The organism is Marinoscillum sp., assembly GCF_965229915.1.
GTDB lineage: Bacteria > Bacteroidota > Bacteroidia > Cytophagales > Cyclobacteriaceae > Marinoscillum.
On sequence record NZ_CBDDJZ010000001.1, the window covers coordinates 2342385 to 2361569 of the forward strand.

A 19185-nucleotide genomic window follows, 5' to 3' on the forward strand; every position below is an offset into this window, starting at 1 on the left:
ATGAACTATTACGACATACCTACGGACAAGCTTTTAAAGATAAAGACGCTTGGAGAGCTGAAAAGCACCAGTTACGAACCGATCAGTATCAAAGAGGAGCTACGTAAGAACCTTATAAAGAACCTACAGGCTAAGAAAAATATATTTGAAGGTATCTGGGGCTATGAAGACACGGTAATCCCAGATATAGAACGTGCCATTTTAGCCAAACACAACATCAATTTCCTGGGACTAAGAGGGCAAGCCAAAACAAGAATAGCCCGGATGATGACACATCTACTGGACGAGTATATACCAGTATTAGCTGGTTCGGACCTAAACGACGATCCGTTCAAGCCACTTTCGCGCTATGGCAAAGACCAGATTGAGGAGCATGGTGATCAAACGCCAATTACCTGGATGCATCGTAGTGAACGCTATACCGAAAAACTAGCTACCCCAGATGTGACCATAGCCGATCTTATTGGTGATGTGGATCCAATTAAAGCGGCGAGTCTCAAGCTGCCCTACTCAGATGAGCGAGTCATTCATTATGGACTTATACCCAGGTCTCACCGTGCCATTTTTGTCATTAATGAGTTGCCTGATTTGCAAGCAAGAATCCAGGTAGCCTTGTTCAATATCCTACAAGAGGGAGATATCCAGATTCGTGGATTTAAGCTCAGGCTTCCGCTGGATGTGCAGTTTGTCTTTACGGCGAACCCGGAGGATTATACCAATAGAGGGAGCATTGTCACGCCATTAAAGGACCGAATCGATAGTCAGATCATCACACATTATCCAAAGTCAATAGATATAGGTAAAAAGATCACTGAGCAAGAGGCTAATCTTGAAGCGGTTCAAAAGGACACTGTAATTGTATTTGACTTGATGAAAGACCTCATAGAGCAGATCGCTTTTGAGGCTCGTGATTCTGAGTATGTGGATGCCAAGAGCGGTGTCTCAGCAAGACTGACTATCTCAGCATACGAAAACCTCATCAGTGCTGCCGAGCGCAGAAGATTGATCAATGCAGAAAAAGCTACCCATGTACGAATAGCAGACATGATAGGTGTATTGCCTGCAATAACGGGTAAAGTGGAGCTGGTCTATGAAGGCGAGCAGGAAGGACCAGGAATCGTAGCACAAAACCTAGTCGGAAAAGCCATCAGGAAACTATTTATCGAATACTTTCCTGATCCCGAGCAACTCCGTAAAAACAAGGAGGGGAAAAATCCTTATAAAGAAATTACAGATTGGTTTGAAAAAGGCAATATGATCGATCTGCTGCATGATTTCGATGCGAAAGGCTATGAGACGGAGCTCATGCAAATACCTGGGCTCAAAGAACTAGTCGTTGACCAGCATGGTAAACAATCCAAAGAATTCCAATTATTTTTGATGGAGTTCGCACTACATGGATTGGCAGAGTACAGCATGCTCAGCAAGCACAAACTGGAGCGTGGCATGCAATTCAAGGATCTTTTAAGTAGCATGTTTTCAATGCCGGAAGATGACGCGAACGATGAGGACATCTATTAACAGGAGGTTCAATGGAAATGCGCGAGATCAAACGGTTGATCTTTGGCGGTGAGAATGAATATGTAGAGTTCAAACGCAAAATCAACCACCCGGAAAAAGTTATCAGGGAAGTAGTAGCCTTCGCCAATACTAAAGGTGGTCATCTTTTGGTAGGAGTGGACGATGATGGCACCATAGCCGGATGTAAGTATTCAGATGAAGAGGACTACATCCTACAAAAGGCTATTCGGGAGCTCTGTAGACCACATATTGATTTTGATTTCACTGAATTCCCTTTGACAGAAAAAAGAAGCCTCCTCCATTATTACATCCGACCAGGTGAGAAAAAGCCCTATTATGCCTTCGAAAAGAAATTTCATCGGTACGGCAAAGCATTCGTCAGGGTGAAAGATCGATCCATTCAGGCCAGCCCTGAGATTCGTAAAATTTTGAAGTTCAACAACTCGCCTCATGATGTGCACTTCCAATACGGAACCAACGAAAAACTCCTGTTCAACTACCTGCATGACAATGAGCATGTGACGGTCAATGAGTTTCGCGAAATGAGCGGACTGGATTACAAAGCGGCCTCCTCCACCATGGTGCAAATGGTACTGGCAAACACGCTGAAAATCATTCCAAGAGAGCGGGAAGACTGGTACATGGCTGTGGATAATTTTTCCTGAAATTCTTGAGTGTTCAATGTGATATTATCCACAAATTGATAATATTACATAAGGCCACCTTTTTCACTGCAAAGACTTTTCTCATATGGCTAAAACCACCACCAAGGACAAAAAAATATTTGTTTTAGACACCTCTGTCATCTTATATGCTCACGACTCCATCCTCAACTTTGCGGAGCACGATGTGGGCATCCCAATCACTGTCCTGGAAGAACTTGACACCTTCAAAAAAGGGAACGATACTAAGAACTTCGAAGCTCGTGAGTTTACCCGCTTGCTCGACAAACTGGCCGCCGGCAAGATGCTGCAGGACTGGAACCCACTGAACGGCAAGACCAAGGGTAAGTTCAAAGTGCTCATGGAAACCGATAGTGAAGTCAATGCACATAAAGTGTTTGGTGAGCGTAAAAATGATCATAGCATCCTGAATGCAGCACTGGCTCTGAAAGCGGTAGAGAAGAAGCGACAGGTGATTCTGGTGAGCAAAGACATCAATCTGCGTTTGAAGGCGAAGAGTCTTGATATCCAGGCAGAGGATTATGAAACCGGCAAGATCAAAAACGTCAGCACTCTTCACACCGGAAAGTACGAGCTAGATGACGTTGCTTCGGATGTCATTGATGATATCTTCAAAAAAGGAGCCACTGATAAGAAGAATGTGCTGGCTCGCAAAAAGGCCGTGGCTAACTCTTACTACATACTAAAGAGTGAGAAAAACTCCGTACTCTCCCGATACAACTCGGAGGAGAAGACCATTGAGAAAGTGGAAAAGATGCCAGTGTATGGAATCAAACCTCGCAATGCTGAGCAAACCTTTGCCATACATGCCATGATGAATCCAGACATTCGGCTGGTCAGCATCAATGGAGTAGCCGGTACTGGAAAGACTTTGATCGCTTTGGCTTCTGCTCTGGAGCAGCGTCGAAACTTCAAACAGATTTATCTAGCCAGACCTATTGTGCCGCTAAGCAACAAAGACATTGGCTACTTGCCAGGAGATATCAAATCCAAACTAAACCCTTACATGGAACCACTTTGGGACAACCTGAAGCTCATCCAAAGTCAGTATAAAGAGAGTGACAAAGAGTTTAAAGCCATCACCGACATGGTGAACCAGGAAAAACTAATGATCACTCCTTTGGCATATATCCGGGGCAGAAGTTTGTCCAATATCTTCTTTATTGTGGATGAGGCTCAAAACCTCACTCCTCACGAAATCAAAACAATCATCACTCGTGCTGGTGAAAACTGTAAGATTGTATTTACCGGAGACATTTATCAGATTGATACTCCATACCTGGACTCTCAGAGCAATGGACTGTCATATCTTATCGATCGGATACAGGATCACCCTATGTATGCGCACATCACGCTGGAAAAAGGAGAGCGATCTGACCTGGCCAATCTGGCAAATGAGCTGCTTTAATTAGCTATCAGTACAGGTACAACCGCTATCCGTTTCCTGTGCATTTCTATTAGCTTCCCAGTCTGAGCGGTTGTCAAAACCGTCTACACAATACTCCCGACCGTTGAGGATGTTGGCAAATTGTCCGGTGCATTCATCACATGTGTAGCAATCTGTTCCAGAAGTGTCCTCGTCTTCCCCACATGCTATCAACGCCAGAGAAAAGATGAATAGCATTCCGAATGTTTGTAAATGTTTCTTGATCATGACTTTTTATTTTCAAGATGATCAATGGTAAGGACGCAATCAATACCGTACATCCGCAAACTACTCCGTGATAGATGGTAAAAATGAACTTATCTAACCAATTGATTTAACTATTCGAAGAATAAATAGAGATACTCATAGGCTGGCTTCTTCTCATTCTGACCTTTCCATTCTCAAAAAGAGAAAAAAGATCCCATCAGATGGCATTGTAATCCTCATTTAAGCTTGATTAGGGCACTTTCTGCTAAGTGGCACAACCATTGCCAAACAGAAAGCATCAAGGTGGTAATAGTAGCTCCGGGCAAAACTTGCTTAGGCAAGGCGCTCGGGGCTCTATTTTTTTTATCGCTTAGAGACATTAAATCAAAAACAACAAGCTATGAAATTGAAGTTATTAACCATTCTAATGGCAGCCGTAGTGGCACTGGCAAGCTGTGATGATACCAACACTGATTCAATGGACACTCCTGGAACTGCCACAATGAAAATCAGCTTGGTAGATGATCCGGCAACTTTCGACGCAGTGCTAATAGATGTCCAAGGAGTAGAATATAAACTCGATACAGAAGACCAGAACGATGAAGATGATGGTGAAGACAATGAAGATGAGACTGATAGCCGGATTTTAGATGATGAAGGAGAATGGGTTTATGTAGACATTGATCCAACCGTATATGACATCTTGCAACTTCAGAATGGGACAGAAGCTGTTCTGGCAGATGTAGACATTGAAGTAGGAGATCTTGAAGAAGTCAGACTTATTCTTGGTGATAATAATAAGGTGGTAGTAGACGGTGACACGCTGGATATGACCGTCCCTTCCGGTAAATCATCTGGATTGAAAGTAAAAGTAGATGGTGATATTGAAGAGGGAGCAGACTATGAGTTAGTTATTGACTTTGATGCTGCCAAATCAATTGTGCACACTGGCTCTGGTAAATACCTATTGAAACCTGTGATCCGAGTGAAACTGATGGAAGTAGACGTGCCAGAATATGGCGCAATTTCAGGTGTAGTGGCACCAGATAGCGTGTCATCTGTAGTATATGTCATTGATGCAGATGAAGACAGTGTATCCACCATGCCAGAAGACAATGGTTCTTTCCTGGTAGAGCGGCTCGACGCTGGCATGTACAGTGTAGTCGCCGTGCCAGCAGAAGAAAGTGGTTTAAATAGTACTTCTGCAATGGACGTGGAAGTGATGGTAGACATAACCACCGAACTAGACACTTTAAAATTTACTGAATAGACTTACATGTGTTATGTGAGCATACTGCTAACCCCGAGGTAGATTTATCTCGGGGTTTAGTTTTTTATACACCCACATCATTGCATGATACGATTGACCGACATTAATCTCTGTCCTTGTAGTACCTAATCGAATTTCAGATGCTTGACCGTTTGAGAGTTGTTGATCAGCTGTCGCAAAGAGTCGATCCCAATTTTGAGGTGCTGTTCCACAAACTGTGCACTCACTTTTTTATCACTTTCATCGGTTTTTACACCTTCCGGTATCATTGGAATATCTGAAACCAGCAATAACGCTCCCACAGGAATCTCATTGGCGAATGCGGCCGTGAACAAGGTGGCCGTTTCCATATCGATGGCCATTGCCCGGATTTTTTTGAGGTACTTTTTGAATTTATTATCATGCTCCCAAACACGGCGGTTGGTGGTGTACACAGTGCCTGTCCAGTAATCCTGGCCATACTCACGAATGGTGGTGGAAATTGCCTTTTGAAGCGCGAAAGATGGCAATGCGGGCACTTCAGGCAGCATGTAGTCATTGGAGGTACCTTCGCCTCTTATTCCGGCAATTGGGAGAATCAAGTCTCCCACCTCGTTCTTTTTCTTAAGCCCTCCACACTTGCCAAGAAATAGGACCGCTTTAGGATTGATCGCACTTAGCAAATCGCTAATAGTAGCCGCATTGGCCGAACCCATTCCAAAATTGATGATGGTGATGCCATCTGCTGTTGCACACTGCATTGGGTGACCTACACCTACCACCTCCACGTTGTTCCAGGAGGCAAACATGTTTACATAATTGCGGAAATTGGTAAGCAAAATGTATTGTCCAAAATCTTCCAATGCCTGACCGGTGTATCTCGGCAGCCAGTTTTCTACTATTTCTTGTTTTGTCTTCATAAAAGGCAAAGTTGGTGAATATTCTACAAATGCATTATCTTAAGAGTGATGGATGAAATCACACTTGTCAATTTGCTCAACAAAATCTGTGAGACAAATGATGACCTGACCTGGAAACTCAACTGCCAATATGATGACGGTCAAAACAATTCAATTATGCAGGTGAGCTTTGTGCGACTGTCCAATAAGGCGGAGGTAAGCTGTATTTCATTCCAGATGGAAACCGGCAAAATCCTACAAGGGCGCCATCTGGGGATGGTAACATTTCATAAGTCGATGTTGCTCACCGATGTACTACTAGACATCCTGATCTACGAGACCAGTAAATTGTCTATCTCTCAGAATTAAGCGCTGGCTTAGCTGTCTTCTGGTAGGCTTCATGGCCAGCTTCGATGAGTTCGCGGCACTTATAAAACTCAAAAGTACTACACGCTTCACGCGAAATATTGACTAAAACATCCGGTCGATGTTTTTCCATAAGTAAAGACGTCAACCTGTCCTGCATCAGGTCAATGGATTCATTGAGCAGGTCAAAAAAGCCTAGCTTCTTTTCAGTGCTTTCAGCAGTAGATCCAGGAAGAAATTTATTCCAGCCATTTAAAAAGGACTGAATCTTCTGGTTATAAGAAGCTTCCGCAGCTAAATCCTTTCTTTTGTCTTTAACCTTCTTTTGATAAGGGATAATGGCATTGACATTAGAGACCACCAGGAGGTCACCAGGAGTTCGCTTCACATGGTCTATGGGAATCGGGTTGGTCACTCCACCATCAATGTATTCCCGTCCGTTCCTCACCACTGGCTTGATCACCGTGGGTATAGCAACAGAAGCCTGAATAGCCTCATACATACTCCCCTTATCAAATACCTCCTCCTTCTTGCTTTTGATATCCGTGACCAGAGCCGCAAACGGAATGTTCATTTCCTCAATTCTCTGATCTGGAATGAACTCCTGCAAAGTCTTGAAAACCCGTTCCCCTTTGATGAAGCCTTGTACTGAAAAAGTAAAATCGATGAGTTTGAATACATCGTATCGGTCCAGGTTGAGCGCCCATTTTTTGTAATCATCCAGTCGGCCACACGCATAAAAGGCACCCACTACAGCACCGATAGAAGAGCCTGCGATGGAGGTGATTTCATAGCCATCTGCCTCTAATGCCTCAATAACACCTATGTGAGCCAGACCCCTGGCTCCCCCACTTGATAAAACAAGAGCAACTTTCTGTGACATGCGTGATTCAACTAATTAAGCTTAAAAAATACTCGGCATGCATACCTTTTACACGAAGATACCAATTTATTGGAATGAAAATGAAACGCAGGTTGTGCAGGTTTTAGATTCTTTTAACTGATTTGCAAAAATCTTCCAGGCAGCTTATTTCATTGATGATTATGGATTCTAACATAGTGGATTTGATGTTTTCATCATGTGAAATGAGTCCACGCATCGCCAACATTTTCTTCAGGCTGTTGACCGTGTCACCGCTTACTACGCCAATACTTTCGAGCATGGAAAAGCTTTCTCTCGGAAGTTTGGGCACCGTAAAACTCCTCTGTTCAATGATTTTCGCTGAGCAATCAATGGAGGCCTGACATGCTTTTTCAAGGTTGAGTAACAGCTCTCTCTTTACCAACTGATCTTCCTTCCATTCAGCTGATTGATTTTGCTTTTTGATCCAAACCAGGCAGCTTTCAATTGTCGCTACTTTGCCACTGATTACTTCATCCATCACTTTGAAAATTCTTTAATACCTCCGGCTTTCAAGGGTTGCTAAATTACGCCAATTTTGAGAATCCGCTATTTCAAAGCCCCCCAAAGAATCTCCACCGGATGCTTGGCCTTTCTGGAAGTGCCGTCTTTGATCTGGTGTCTACAGCTTGTTCCGGCTGCAGCTATGATCACCTCCTCTGGCTGCTGGCGTACAGTTGGGAATAATACCAACTCACCTATTTTCATTGACAGATCGTAGTGTTCCTTTTCATAACCAAATGAACCAGCCATGCCACAACATCCAGATGGTATCAGATGCACCTGGTTACTTCCCAATCTGGTCAATATCTTTTTGACTGGAATCAAAGAAGAAAGTGCCTTTTGCTGGCAATGGCCATGCAGCTTAATTAACTGATTCTGTTCGTTGAATAGCGAAAGATCAATGTTTCCAGCATCAAGCTCTTTGGCCAGAAATTCCTCGATCATATAAGTATTCTCGGCGATCGATTTTGCCGCTTCCTTTTCCTCCTCGCGTAGTAGATCTGGATACTCATCCCGAAACGTCAAAATAGCGGAAGGCTCTACCCCAACCAGTGGTACGTCCTGAGAAACGAGATCCTTGAAAACGGCCACATTGGCCTTAGCCAAATCTCTGGCTTGTTCCAAAAACCCTTTAGACAAAAAACTTCGCCCTGATTCCTGGTGCTTCACATATTCTACTTGATAGCCTAGCTTGTCCAGGAGTTTGACTGCAGTGATCCCGATTTCAGCCTCATTGTAGTTGAGCAACTCATCAATGAAGAGGTAAACTTTCTTGCCCTGAGTTGCTGAAGGTTTAAACTCCTTTTTAAACCATTGTTCCCAGGTAACTTTGGAGAGCTCTGGCATGCTGCGCTTTTTGGCAAAGCCCATGATCCCTTTGACCAGATTGCCGGTCACATCATTGCTAAATGCCAACCGATAGCCCCATGGCACCATCTTTGCCAATTTCATCCCTCCACTGAAATTCCCAATGAGTTTGTTGCGGAAGGGGACCCCTTTTTCCTTATAATATTGGTATTGCCACTCTTGCTTGAGTTTGCCCATATCCACATTGGACGGACACTCTGACTTACATCCCTTACAGCTGAGACAAAGGTCCATGACTTCTTTGATCTCCTCATGAGCAAATGGATTTGGACGCTCCGATCGAGTCAGCATCTCTCGCAGGATATTTGCACGAGCACGAGTGGTTTCTTTTTCATTGCGAGTGGCCATGTAGCTTGGGCACATGGTACCTCCAGAGATTTCTGATTTCCGGCAGTCACCAGATCCATTGCATTGCTCAGCGGCACGTAAGTAACCCATGGTATCTGAAAAGTCCAGGATCGTTTCAAACTCACGGGTCTCCTGATCTTTTTCGTATCGCAGGCTAGTGTCCATAGGAGGTGTATCCACAATCTTACCCGGGTTCATAATGTTCTTTGGATCCCAGGTTTGCTTCAGTTGCTTGAAGAGGTTGTAATTATGTTCACCGACCATCTGTGGAATAAACTCTCCACGCAAACGACCGTCACCATGTTCTCCTGAAAGCGAACCTTTGTATTTCTTCACCAGAGTGGCAATTTCCTCCGCTATGGTTCTGAAAAGAGCTACTCCTTTTGTGGTCTTTAAGTCGATAATTGGGCGCAAATGCAATTCGCCAGATCCAGCATGTGCATAGTGCACACAGAAGAGATCGTGTTTCTTCAGGATATCGTTGAACTCAGCAATGTAGGCAGGCAAATCCTCCACATCTACTGCCGTATCTTCTATCACCGGTGCGGGCTTGGCATCACCCGCCACGTTGGACAGTAGTCCCAATCCAGCTTTTCGCAAACCCCAAACTCTCTTGATGTCATCGCCTTTGATAATTGGAAAAGAATATCCCAGTTGGGCAGCTTTTAAATCATTGACCAATGCCTCAGCCGCCTGATCCGCTTCCTCCTCAGACTCACATGTTAATTCTGCCACCAGAATGGCTTGTGGATCTCCTTCTACGAAAAAGCGAAATTCGCGATAGGTTCGATTTCTTTTGGTTGCCTCCAGGATGAAATGATCCATCAATTCACTTGCCGTCGGTTTGTGTTTCAATACCACCAGGTTGGCACGAAGTGATTCATCTATGGTTTCACAATGGATGCACACCAACCGCTTATGTGGAGGCGCTATATTACTGAGTTTGATTTTGGCTGCAGTGACGAAAGCCAATGTTCCCTCCGAACCGGCAATCAGTTTGCTAAAGTTGAACAATTCGCCACTTTCATTGAATGGGATCATGTCCGACAGAATATCGAGTGCATAACCAGTGTTTCTTCTTGGTACTGAGGCTTTGGGGAAACCTTCCTGAATGGCTTGCCGATTCTCTTCGTTGGTCAACATCTCTCGAAGCTCATAATAGATGCTTGCCTCTAACAATCCAGAGGTATTCATCCCATTAGCCCGTGCTAAAAAAGCGGATAAATCCATAGGAGCAAACCTGGTCCGATTGCCATCTGCCAATACTACATCCACTTCCAGCAAGTGCTCACGAGTGCTCCCATAAACCACAGAGTTGGCACCGCAGCTGTTATTGCCAATCATCCCGCCAATCATCGCTCGGTTGGCAGTGGAAGTCTCGGGAGCGAAGAAATAGCCATATTGCTTTAGCTGAGCATTGAGGTCATCACGGACAATTCCCGGCTGGACAATGGCCCATCCTTCTTTTTCATTGACTTCCAGTATCTGATTGAAATGCTTGGAGACATCCACTACGATACCCCCGCCAACTACCTGACCGGCCAGAGATGTTCCAGCCGTTCTTGGAATGATGGAGGTGCTATACTCATCCGCAAATTGGATAAGTGCCACAATGTCTTCATTGGTTTTAGGTATGGCTACCGCCAAGGGAATCTCCCGATAGGCCGAAGCATCCGTGGCATACAATCTCCTGGTGGTCTCATCAGTGAACAGTTCTCCGTCCAGCTTTTTCCTTAGCGCTTCAAAATTCATATCTCGCAATATCTCAATCCGTCAAAGACAGGACACAAAAAACAGGGAAGTGATCGGAAATGTATTTTTGATCAAATGAGTCGGTTAGCACCGCATACTTGTTCACTTTGATTCCTTCACTGACCGCTATGTAATCGATCCTGCGCTGGGGTGCCTGGGTAAAGTTGAATCCATTAAAGGTCGCATCCGGACCGAATGCTAAATTAGCTGCTTCGCGCGAATCTTTCAGCACTTTTTTCATTTCAATAATCGGACCTTCGTCAGGAGTGACGTTCAAATCTCCGGTTAGTACTACGGGTAGGTTTTTAGAGTTCTTTGCCTTGATCTGAGACAGTATTAGCTTCATCGATTCCACACGTGCTTGCTTCCCTACATGATCAAAGTGCGTGTTGAAAAACCAAAACTGCTGTCCATCTGACTTCCTTTCAAATAATCCATAGGTGCAGATTCTTGGCAATGCTGCATCCCACCCTTTGCTTACTTCTTCAGGAGAGGATGATAGCCAAAATGTGCTACCCTTCACCAAGTCCACGATATCCTTTTTGTAAAACACCGCACTGAACTCACCTGCCCGCTTGCCATCATCACGACCCACACCAATGTAAGCATAAGCAGCGAGTGCTGAGTCCAGATAATCCATCTGCTGCGGTAAAGCTTCCTGTACACCAAATACGTCTGGTTCATAAAACTGAATCTGCCTGACCAGCTCATCCTTCCGGTGGTGCCAGTTGTTTTCATTATCCCCGGCATGGTCCAGCCGAATGTTGTAGGTCATCACTTTGAGGTCTTGAGCCATACTTGAAATGGTGACTATTAAAAACAAAAGAAAACTTAGTCTTTTCATAAACTGAAAATTTTAATTGAAGTCTGCAAACTACCTGAACAGCAACAAGCGTTGTTCATAATTTTTTAAAGACTGCTCTATTGCTTTTAAATCCAGTTTTTATTTACTTACAACGTATAGAGCTCTTTGTACTATTTTCTAATTTAAACCAAAATTAAAAAAATGAAACGCTTAAAAGTTACTCTGGCTATTGTTCTGCTTAGTGTTGGTGCTCTTTCCACTGTATCAGCTAATGAAGGTGCTACTTCATGTAGCCGTGAAATATCCATCCTGGGAATCGGATGGGGAACTTCAGTAGAATGTGCAGAAGGATATTACGCTAAGTGCGGAATTTTTAATGCCAAATGTGTTAAAAATCCAGAATAAACTAAACGAGATTTAGATAGAACTGTGTTCTATCTAAATCTTCTTTCATTTTGCGACAATGATTCTAGACTTGAAAAGGATTAAACTATACCCACTAGTCGGTGTGTTCATTTTCTGCATGTCTTGTGGCCAGACAAATCAGGATATTCCGAATGGATTAATCATTGACAATTCAAACCCTCAGGAATACTCAGTAGAAGACTTATTCAAAAGCAGCCAGCTTGTAAAGCTCAACTCATTTATAAATAAGGTGGATGACCTACTCGAACTAGATAATCGACTATTCATACTAGATAGAAGTATGGAGTTCGTTAAAATCTTCGATCTCAATGGCGCTTTGTTAAGCACACTCCAAGGTGACATTCTTCAAAATGGCAATTCCATTCAACCAGTTTGTCTTGCTTCCACAAATGACGGGTCAGTATTCTTCTATGATGCAGCCAATCAAATGTTCTTCTTTGTGGATGATGACGGGCAAATAATTGATAATCAATCAGCTGACTTTTACTGCAACAGAATTTACAACTATAAAGACGGATACTTAATCTTCAAAAATCAGCGGATACAAAACCATGAAGATTCTTCGTATCAATATGACGTTCTTGTCACCAATGATTTATTCGAGGTACAGAATAAATTCTTTCCATTCACTATTGTGCGAAATATTCAAAGAGTTTGGAGGTACTTTCCAGACCCAATCAGTATTCTTGAAGAGGGTTTTGATTACTATACACCTCTAACCACCTACTATTCACACGTCAATGAAGATGGCATTATTGAACGCATACCTTTAGGATTTGTGCAACAGGGATTAACACCGTCTAAGCTTGAAGGGATCGATCTGGATAATCCACAACAGGTTTTGGAGAATGTTTTGAATAAATATGCATTAATCAATAACAAGAGACTGGTGCATGGACCCACTTCTGGAACCCGTTTCATCATGAATGGGGCCACAAAATTTAGTTTCTCTCATGAAGACTCTATCAACTACACAATAGACAAACTGGTCATGAGCTACAACGACGAACAACTACTTCTTCCCTTTCCATCTATGCAAGGTACTGGAAAGTGGTACTGCATACTTGATAGTGAAAACTACAACATCTTGAATCTTCCAGATTATGAAAACCTTCATCCTATTATTGATAGTGTTCTAGCGGGGGATACTTATATTGTTTCAATAGATCTAAAGCCATGAAGCCACTTCTTACGATTATAGCACTGTTGTTGGTCATTCAAACTTACAGCCAAGATGACGAGGAAAAATATGCGTTGAAATCCTCAGATTCAATTGCTATTGTCCAACCTAAATTTCAGATAACATTAAAATCAGTTCTGGAAAATAATTATAACGACCATTTCTCAAGTATTGGACCTGAAATGATCGAGTTTGGTGGATATAGTCTGTCGGAAACACTTAAGAAACTTGGAAAATCAGCTAAGGCTTTCGTACAAATAGAGGAACTAAAAGCCAACCCTAAAATAGTGATCACTATTTCAGCTGAAATGAAAAACTTTCAAGAACTATGGCCTTTGATTCTGACTGAGTTAGCCAACCATTACCATTTCAGCTTTACGGAGGAGATCAGAGAGGTAAATCTGCTATGCCTCCATGTTAGTGACGAGAAAAAACTATTGAAGGCAACCACAAAATCCAACAACCCGGGAATGCTTAAGTCATCCAGTACCAAAGGAGGAGTTAGTTTCTTGGTGAAGTACAGCCTGAAAGATTTAGGTGATTGGTTGGAGGAACCACTCAGAAAATGGGTAACCATCTGTGACCAGGATCTACCAAACAAACGATTCGATTTCAAACTAGAACGATCTGGCAATCTCCGCTCTACGCTTCTGAACAGTTATGGGCTGGAGTTGAGAGAAACGCAGCAGCCTTCAAAAACATTTATCATTCGTTAATCAGTTATATTTCGGTTTTTTTGATTGATTGAACAATTGCTTATTTGCAGCATGTTTAGTCGGGAGGAAGCATCGCGCATTAAGGAGGAATTTTGGACTACTTTTGGTCAGTACATGAAACCCGTGCCTTCTGCGGACTTCCTATCTGTCAACTGGATCAACTACAACACCGGACTTAAAGATGTGTTTTTCCGAATGGATACCAAACGAAAATCTGCAGTGATTGCTATCACCATGGAGCATCGTGATCCAGAAATACAGGAGTTATTCTTTGAGCAGTTTCTCCAACTCAAGACACTACTTCATGCAGAACTAGAAGAAGAATGGGCGTGGGAACTTAATGTGCCCGATGAAAACGCTAAAATCATCAGTCAGATCTACAAAGAACTCCCCGGCAAATCGGTCTTTAATAGAGACCTCTGGTCGGACTTGATTTCCTTTTTCAAGCCACGTATCATCGCCCTCGATGCTTTTTGGGAGAATGCAAAGTACGCTTTTGATGGGTTGCGGTGATTATTCATAATGCGTCCACATGCGCAAAACTTTCACGACTTTTTCTTCTTGCACTACCTCGTAAACCAGTCGATGTTGAATATTGATTCTTCGTGAATATGCACCAACCAAATCGCCTTTTAAGCTCTCGTATGGTGGATAATCTTGAAAAGGATTTTCTTGAAGTATCACTAGTAGTTCCTGAACTTTAGACTTTAGGCCAGATGAAGCCACTTTTTTAGCGTTCTTTTGGGCTTGTGGTTGTTAGACTCTTCACAACAGTAAACGAACGTAATAACGAACGTTTTTACAAGAAAAAGGTTCTACTGCTTCTCCAACACCAACACCACTCTGCTCGGCAGGTACACGCTTAGAAAGTGCTCACCAAACAACGTTACCGTTGGGTAGACCATCTCGTCATCTATTCGGTCAAAGCCCCCATACTCTGCGCTATCAGAGTTTAATATGATTCTATACTTCCCCGGCTTTGGTACCTTGAAGCGGTAATCCGGTACTGAGTTGGTAGGTGAGAAATTGAAGGCAAAGTATAGATTGTTGCGTTCGAAAATGATGGTCTTATTGTCAGGGTCCATATTGACTTGCTGCGCTGGCAGTGCCGCTACGATCTCATGATTCTTGGCCATCTTCACCATGTCCGCTCCGAAGTTGTACAGGTACTGATACCTCAGATCTGGATGCTCCTGCAGGTTCCATTGTCGTCGAGCGTATTTATAGCTCCAACCATTGCCTTCTCTTGGGAAATCGACCCACTCCGGGTGACCAAATTCATTCCCAATAAAATTGAGCCAACCTTCACCCCCAAGTGCCAGCGTGAATAGACGAATCAGTTTGTGCAGTGCAATCCCCCGATCGATGATCATGCTCTCATAATCCTTGTGCATGTGGGTATACATCTCCTTGTCCATCAGCCAGAACGCGATGCTCTTGTCACCCACAAGTGCCTGATCGTGTGACTCTGCATAAGCGATCGTTCGCTCTCCAAATCGCCTATTGGTCAAAGTTCCCCACATCTCATGAATGTTCCACTCTTCGTCTGTTTTGTGTTTCAGCACCTTGATCCAGTAATCGGGAATTCCCATGGCTAATCGGAAGTCAAAGCCCATGCCTCCTTCCTTTACTGGCCTACATAGACCCGGCATCCCACTCATGTCTTCTGCTATGACTACTGCACTTTTATTAATCTCTTTGATTAGTGTATTCGCCAATTGGAAATAGGTGAGCACGTCCCAGTCAACATCTCTGAAGTACTTATCGTAATGGTCGAAACTGATATCTCCATGATGGAAATACAACATGGAAGTCACCCCATCGTACCGGAATCCATCGATGTGAAACTCTTCCAGCCAATACCTCACATTGCTCAGCAAAAACCGAAGTACCTGTTCCTTACCATAATTGAACAGCTTGGAATCCCACTGGGTATGGAAACCGCGTCCGCCAGGATGGAAGTACTGATCATCTGATCCGTCGAATTCATTGAGCCCTTCGGACAGGTTTTTGACGGCATGTGAATGAACAATGTCCATGACTACAGCAATACCCAAAGAATGTGCTTTATCAACCAGATACTTCAGGTCATACGGTGTGCCGAATCGGCTGCTCGGCGCGAAAAAATTGCTGACGTGATAACCGAAAGATCCATAATACGGATGCTCCTGGATAGCCATCACCTGGATGGCATTGTAACCCTGCTCATGGATCTTTGGCAAGATGATATCAGCAAATTCCTTGTAGGTTCCTACACCCTCTTTTTCCTGAGCCATTCCCACATGGCACTCATAGATGTACGGGTTTATGTAAGCATCAGACCCATCGTATTTTTTGTCGGTCCATTTATAAGGTTTCTCAGGATCCCATAGTCGCGCGGTAAAGTCATAGGTCTTTTCGTCCTGAGTCACATATTTAGCATAAGCTGGAATCCGATCGTGGATACCATTCGCTCCCTTGACCTGTACTTTCAGGGCTGACTCGTGCACGAGCTTGTCCTTAAAGTCTTTATCGGAAAGGAACACCTCCCAAATACCATCATCCCCTTTGGTCATCGGAGTGGACTCCCTGTTCCAGTCATTGAAATCCCCAATCAAATGAAGCGATTCGGCAGCTGGCGCCCATTCACGGTACCACCAGCCCTTTTTCTTTTTGTCATAGTTGAAACCGAGAAACTCGTATCCTTTGGCAAACTCATCCAACGAACCATATTTCTTTTCAAGTTCCTTTTTGCGGTCTTTGAAGCGTTTTAATCGATCATTGATTTCACCAACATAAGGTTCTAACCAAGGATCATTCTTAACAAGAATAGGAATGCTACTTGTTGCCATACTTCTTCATTCTTCAGATGTGATATGTAAGTTAATCACTGACCCAACTTCCACCAAATATTTTTAATGAAAGCGTCATTTTGTTAACATATTTTCAATTTATTGGCAATTCCATTTTTTCATTCGTATATATTTTCAATTAATCCATCAATTCCTTCAGTTGTCAGCCGATACTCCGCAAAAAGATTTTGCTAATTTTCTTGTAACCTCTCCCATAAGGCGGAGTTTCCCCGAATGATGACCATGCATAACCTGAAGACGATTGGACCAACTAGATGATCATGCACTCATGCTCAAGGTAAAGGCCGGGGATGTGGAGCAACTCGGACTCCTTTACAAACGCTACAGCAGAAGACTGTTTGGCTTCTTTTACCGGATGACCAACAGTGTAGCTATTAGCGAAGACCTGGTGCAAAATGTCTTCATGCGCATGCTCAAGTACAAGCACAGCTACTCAGAATCGGGAAATTTTGAAGCCTGGGCTTTTCACCTTGGCCGGAATGTACACAAGGACTTTCTCCGGAAAAACAAGCGGTATGCCTGGCAAGATGACATGAGCTCCTGGGAGGATCAGCTCGGGGAGGAACACAATAAGGAGGTTCATCTGCAACGAACAGATGAGCTCAATAATTTATCCAGAGCGATTCAGGCATTACCAGCTGACAAGCGCGAACTGATCGAGCTCACTCGATTTCAGAAGCTGCGCTATGAGCAGGTGGGACAGTTATTAGGTATTTCTGAAAGTGCTGTCAAAGTACGCGTGCACCGTACCATGAAAGAACTAAAGGAAAATTACCTGAAGCTTGATGGAAATATTTCTAAAAAGACAAATGGACTTTAAGGATGGAACTGAATGACCAATTAGCAACAGAATGGTGGATAGAACGCCTAGAGCGTCCGCTTACTGAAGACCGACAAAGAATGCTTGAAGCTTATCTCGAAGTACATCCGGTTTTGGCTGACGAGTTAGAAAAAGAAGAGGCGCTTTGGCAGCAAATGGCAGAAATCAGTACGCCTGAGCCTTCCTCCGAAATGGACCTACGATTCGAATCCATGCTCGGAAAGGCTATACAGGAATCCAGAAAACCGTCACTAGTAGATCAATTGACTACTTGGTTCGGTCTCCACTGGCAAGTCAGTCTTGGTTCGCTCGCAATGGGTCTGGTAATAGGAGTATTTCTGATCCCAAGAGAATCCAGCAACGTCCATGAACTTACTGCAGAGGTTCAGGACATGAAGGAGTTATTGATGCTCACTATGATTGAAAAGCCTCAGGCTCAGGATCGAATCAAAGCAGTCAACCTCACGAGGGAACTACCTAAAGTCGACTCCAGAGTAACTGACGCATTGATCTCCACCCTCAATCATGATGAAAGCATCAATGTGCGACTGGCTGCACTGGAGGCATTGATCTCCTATGGAAAACTTCCTGAAGTTCGGGAAGCTCTGATCAGCTCCATCAGCGCACAGCAATCTCCACTGGTGCAAGTCGCCTTGGCAGATGCAATGGTCGCTTTACAAGAAAAAGCAGCGGTGGACAAGTTTGGCGAAATGCTGGAATCCAGCGAAGTGGACGAAAGCATCAAACCCAAAATACAATCAACCATAGAGACGCTGCGCTCTATTTGATCAAAACTTAAAAGGACAAAAATGAAAACACTAATTCTCGTCCTGATGACCACCATGGGGTGGCCTCAGGAACATAAAAAGGAAATAAAAATCTCTGATGCAATCAGAATGGACGGAAAGCAAAAAACCATCATAGTTGATAACATCTTTGGAGAAATCAAAGTGAGCAACAGCTCTTCCAGTTCCATTCAATACAGCGTAGTTAAAACCATTGAAGCTGATTCAGATAGTGACTTACAGGAAGGCATCAATGAAGTCCAACTGAAAGTGATTAATCGAAATGATTCCATCATCCTTTACATCGATGCGCCATTTATGTGCAGCAAATGGAACGGTTGTCAGCGGAATGGTAGATGGTTTCATCGAGACAAAGAAGACTATGATTTTGTCTTTGATTTTGAACTGAAAATCCCTCAAAATTCTAACCTCAACGTACAAACTGTAGACAAAGGAGATGTGATAGTTGAAGGAATATCAGGCACCATCTCTGCCAATAACGTGAATGGTCATGTGCTAATCAAAAGCGCCCAACTGATAGAATCAGCCTGTACGGTGAATGGAGATGTCGACATCTATTTTGCCCGAAACCCAACATCGGATGGACGGTTCAAAACCATCAATGGGACCATCAATCTCTACTGCATGGACCGAATGAATGCCAGAGTCAAGGCTAAAACCATGAATGGCAACCTCTACACCGCTTTCGATTATGAGGCAACAAAACCTCAACTGACCAGATCAACTTCTTCTCGCGGAGAATCTACTGTGTACAAGATCGATGAGTCATTCGGTATAGAAATCGGCCAAAACGGCCCCTTACTATCATTCGAGACACTCAACGGGGACATTTACTTAAAAAGACAATAAACGAGCAA

General features: G+C 43.5%; 19 protein-coding genes and 1 pseudogene. 12 read left to right on the forward strand and 8 right to left on the reverse strand.

Annotated features, from left to right (window positions below; all coding sequences use genetic code 11):
- From ACO067_RS10115 to ACO067_RS10125, 3 genes are all read left to right on the forward strand, one after another.
- Entirely contained in the window at positions 1 to 1521 is a 1521-nt protein-coding gene (locus ACO067_RS10115) for a magnesium chelatase (RefSeq protein WP_421873663.1), read from the forward strand.
- Positions 1522 to 1532: 11 nt separating this feature from the next.
- Positions 1533 to 2186, forward strand: a complete 654-nt coding sequence (locus tag ACO067_RS10120) for a helix-turn-helix domain-containing protein (RefSeq protein WP_421873665.1) — start codon at positions 1533 to 1535, stop codon at positions 2184 to 2186.
- 85 nt (positions 2187 to 2271) lie between these two features.
- On the forward strand, positions 2272 to 3612 hold the full coding sequence (locus ACO067_RS10125) for a PhoH family protein (RefSeq protein ID WP_421873667.1): 1341 nt from the start codon (positions 2272 to 2274) through the stop codon (positions 3610 to 3612).
- Here ACO067_RS10125 and ACO067_RS10130 read toward each other — a convergent pair whose 3' ends face one another.
- Positions 3613 to 3858 carry a hypothetical protein gene (locus ACO067_RS10130; RefSeq protein WP_421873669.1) on the reverse strand — a complete coding sequence of 82 codons (246 nt, stop codon included), beginning with the start codon at positions 3856 to 3858 and terminating at the stop codon, positions 3613 to 3615.
- A gap of 379 nt (positions 3859 to 4237) precedes the next feature.
- Between ACO067_RS10130 and ACO067_RS10135 the strand changes: the two genes are divergently transcribed.
- A complete protein-coding gene (locus ACO067_RS10135) occupies positions 4238 to 5107 on the forward strand; it encodes a DUF4382 domain-containing protein (RefSeq protein WP_421873671.1) in 870 nt (289 codons plus the stop codon).
- 125 nt (positions 5108 to 5232) lie between these two features.
- Here ACO067_RS10135 and ACO067_RS10140 read toward each other — a convergent pair whose 3' ends face one another.
- Positions 5233 to 6006 carry an AMP nucleosidase gene (locus ACO067_RS10140; protein WP_421873673.1) on the reverse strand — a complete coding sequence of 258 codons (774 nt, stop codon included), beginning with the start codon at positions 6004 to 6006 and terminating at the stop codon, positions 5233 to 5235.
- Between the two features lie 48 nt (positions 6007 to 6054).
- Between ACO067_RS10140 and ACO067_RS10145 the strand changes: the two genes are divergently transcribed.
- A complete protein-coding gene (locus tag ACO067_RS10145; RefSeq protein ID WP_421873674.1) occupies positions 6055 to 6354 on the forward strand; it encodes a hypothetical protein in 300 nt (99 codons plus the stop codon).
- Here the strand turns inward: ACO067_RS10145 and ACO067_RS10150 are convergent.
- The 4 genes from ACO067_RS10150 to ACO067_RS10165 all read right to left on the reverse strand — a co-directional run bounded on the left by ACO067_RS10150 (position 6338) and on the right by ACO067_RS10165 (position 11567).
- Positions 6338 to 7234 carry a patatin-like phospholipase family protein gene (locus ACO067_RS10150; protein ID WP_421873676.1) on the reverse strand — a complete coding sequence of 299 codons (897 nt, stop codon included), beginning with the start codon at positions 7232 to 7234 and terminating at the stop codon, positions 6338 to 6340. The two genes, ACO067_RS10145 and ACO067_RS10150, sit on opposite strands and share 17 nt — an antisense overlap.
- 103 nt (positions 7235 to 7337) lie before the next feature.
- Positions 7338 to 7733, reverse strand: a complete 396-nt coding sequence (hepT, locus tag ACO067_RS10155; protein WP_421873678.1) for a type VII toxin-antitoxin system HepT family RNase toxin — start codon at positions 7731 to 7733, stop codon at positions 7338 to 7340.
- A gap of 68 nt (positions 7734 to 7801) precedes the next feature.
- Entirely contained in the window at positions 7802 to 10723 is a 2922-nt protein-coding gene (locus ACO067_RS10160; RefSeq protein ID WP_421873680.1) for an FAD-binding and (Fe-S)-binding domain-containing protein, read from the reverse strand.
- 13 nt (positions 10724 to 10736) lie between these two features.
- A complete protein-coding gene (locus tag ACO067_RS10165; protein WP_421873682.1) occupies positions 10737 to 11567 on the reverse strand; it encodes an endonuclease/exonuclease/phosphatase family protein in 831 nt (276 codons plus the stop codon).
- Positions 11568 to 11729: 162 nt separating this feature from the next.
- Between ACO067_RS10165 and ACO067_RS10170 the strand changes: the two genes are divergently transcribed.
- The 4 genes from ACO067_RS10170 to ACO067_RS10185 all read left to right on the forward strand — a co-directional run bounded on the left by ACO067_RS10170 (position 11730) and on the right by ACO067_RS10185 (position 14363).
- Positions 11730 to 11933, forward strand: a complete 204-nt coding sequence (locus ACO067_RS10170; protein WP_421873684.1) for a hypothetical protein — start codon at positions 11730 to 11732, stop codon at positions 11931 to 11933.
- A 70-nt stretch (positions 11934 to 12003) separates the two neighbouring features.
- Positions 12004 to 13134 carry a hypothetical protein gene (locus ACO067_RS10175; protein ID WP_421873686.1) on the forward strand — a complete coding sequence of 377 codons (1131 nt, stop codon included), beginning with the start codon at positions 12004 to 12006 and terminating at the stop codon, positions 13132 to 13134.
- Positions 13131 to 13850, forward strand: coding sequence for a hypothetical protein (locus ACO067_RS10180; RefSeq protein WP_421873688.1), 720 nt, complete (start codon positions 13131 to 13133; stop codon positions 13848 to 13850). The genes ACO067_RS10175 and ACO067_RS10180 overlap by 4 nt, the downstream gene beginning before the upstream one ends.
- A 51-nt stretch (positions 13851 to 13901) precedes the next feature.
- The gene (locus ACO067_RS10185; protein WP_421873690.1) at positions 13902 to 14363 is read left to right on the forward strand and encodes a DUF4268 domain-containing protein; all 462 of its coding nucleotides are present in this window, start codon (positions 13902 to 13904) and stop codon (positions 14361 to 14363) included.
- Here the strand turns inward: ACO067_RS10185 and ACO067_RS10190 are convergent.
- Together ACO067_RS10190 and ACO067_RS10195 are read right to left on the reverse strand one after the other, a co-directional pair.
- Positions 14364 to 14591, reverse strand: a pseudogene (locus tag ACO067_RS10190) (Txe/YoeB family addiction module toxin); the annotation flags it as partial. It lies immediately after the preceding gene.
- 74 nt (positions 14592 to 14665) lie between these two features.
- A complete protein-coding gene (locus ACO067_RS10195) occupies positions 14666 to 16681 on the reverse strand; it encodes an alpha amylase C-terminal domain-containing protein (protein WP_421873692.1) in 2016 nt (671 codons plus the stop codon).
- Positions 16682 to 16943: 262 nt separating this feature from the next.
- Here ACO067_RS10195 and ACO067_RS10200 point away from each other — a divergent pair, with 262 nt between their 5' ends.
- The 3 genes from ACO067_RS10200 to ACO067_RS10210 are packed head-to-tail and all read left to right on the forward strand — an operon-like array spanning position 16944 to position 19177.
- A complete protein-coding gene (locus ACO067_RS10200) occupies positions 16944 to 17522 on the forward strand; it encodes an RNA polymerase sigma factor (RefSeq protein WP_421873694.1) in 579 nt (192 codons plus the stop codon).
- Positions 17523 to 17524: 2 nt separating this feature from the next.
- Positions 17525 to 18310: a HEAT repeat domain-containing protein gene (locus ACO067_RS10205; protein WP_421873696.1), complete on the forward strand. Its 786-nt coding sequence runs from the start codon at positions 17525 to 17527 to the stop codon at positions 18308 to 18310.
- A 21-nt stretch (positions 18311 to 18331) separates the two neighbouring features.
- Positions 18332 to 19177, forward strand: coding sequence for a hypothetical protein (locus tag ACO067_RS10210; RefSeq protein WP_421873698.1), 846 nt, complete (start codon positions 18332 to 18334; stop codon positions 19175 to 19177).
- Positions 19178 to 19185: the final 8 nt, after the last annotated feature.

What these genes read in the sequence shown, in the direction of transcription:
- ACO067_RS10115 (WP_421873663.1), top strand. Translation starts at nt 1, where the DNA reads ATGAACTATTACGACATACCTACGGACAAGCTTTTAAAGATAAAGACG.
- ACO067_RS10120 (WP_421873665.1), top strand. Translation starts at nt 1,533, where the DNA reads ATGGAAATGCGCGAGATCAAACGGTTGATCTTTGGCGGTGAGAATGAA.
- ACO067_RS10125 (WP_421873667.1), top strand. Translation starts at nt 2,272, where the DNA reads ATGGCTAAAACCACCACCAAGGACAAAAAAATATTTGTTTTAGACACC.
- ACO067_RS10130 (WP_421873669.1), bottom strand. Translation starts at nt 3,858, where the DNA reads ATGATCAAGAAACATTTACAAACATTCGGAATGCTATTCATCTTTTCT.
- ACO067_RS10135 (WP_421873671.1), top strand. Translation starts at nt 4,238, where the DNA reads ATGAAATTGAAGTTATTAACCATTCTAATGGCAGCCGTAGTGGCACTG.
- ACO067_RS10140 (WP_421873673.1), bottom strand. Translation starts at nt 6,006, where the DNA reads ATGAAGACAAAACAAGAAATAGTAGAAAACTGGCTGCCGAGATACACC.
- ACO067_RS10145 (WP_421873674.1), top strand. Translation starts at nt 6,055, where the DNA reads ATGGATGAAATCACACTTGTCAATTTGCTCAACAAAATCTGTGAGACA.
- ACO067_RS10150 (WP_421873676.1), bottom strand. Translation starts at nt 7,234, where the DNA reads ATGTCACAGAAAGTTGCTCTTGTTTTATCAAGTGGGGGAGCCAGGGGT.
- hepT (WP_421873678.1), bottom strand. Translation starts at nt 7,733, where the DNA reads ATGGATGAAGTAATCAGTGGCAAAGTAGCGACAATTGAAAGCTGCCTG.
- ACO067_RS10160 (WP_421873680.1), bottom strand. Translation starts at nt 10,723, where the DNA reads ATGAATTTTGAAGCGCTAAGGAAAAAGCTGGACGGAGAACTGTTCACT.
- ACO067_RS10165 (WP_421873682.1), bottom strand. Translation starts at nt 11,567, where the DNA reads ATGAAAAGACTAAGTTTTCTTTTGTTTTTAATAGTCACCATTTCAAGT.
- ACO067_RS10170 (WP_421873684.1), top strand. Translation starts at nt 11,730, where the DNA reads ATGAAACGCTTAAAAGTTACTCTGGCTATTGTTCTGCTTAGTGTTGGT.
- ACO067_RS10180 (WP_421873688.1), top strand. Translation starts at nt 13,131, where the DNA reads ATGAAGCCACTTCTTACGATTATAGCACTGTTGTTGGTCATTCAAACT.
- ACO067_RS10185 (WP_421873690.1), top strand. Translation starts at nt 13,902, where the DNA reads ATGTTTAGTCGGGAGGAAGCATCGCGCATTAAGGAGGAATTTTGGACT.
- ACO067_RS10195 (WP_421873692.1), bottom strand. Translation starts at nt 16,681, where the DNA reads ATGGCAACAAGTAGCATTCCTATTCTTGTTAAGAATGATCCTTGGTTA.
- ACO067_RS10205 (WP_421873696.1), top strand. Translation starts at nt 17,525, where the DNA reads ATGGAACTGAATGACCAATTAGCAACAGAATGGTGGATAGAACGCCTA.
- ACO067_RS10210 (WP_421873698.1), top strand. Translation starts at nt 18,332, where the DNA reads ATGAAAACACTAATTCTCGTCCTGATGACCACCATGGGGTGGCCTCAG.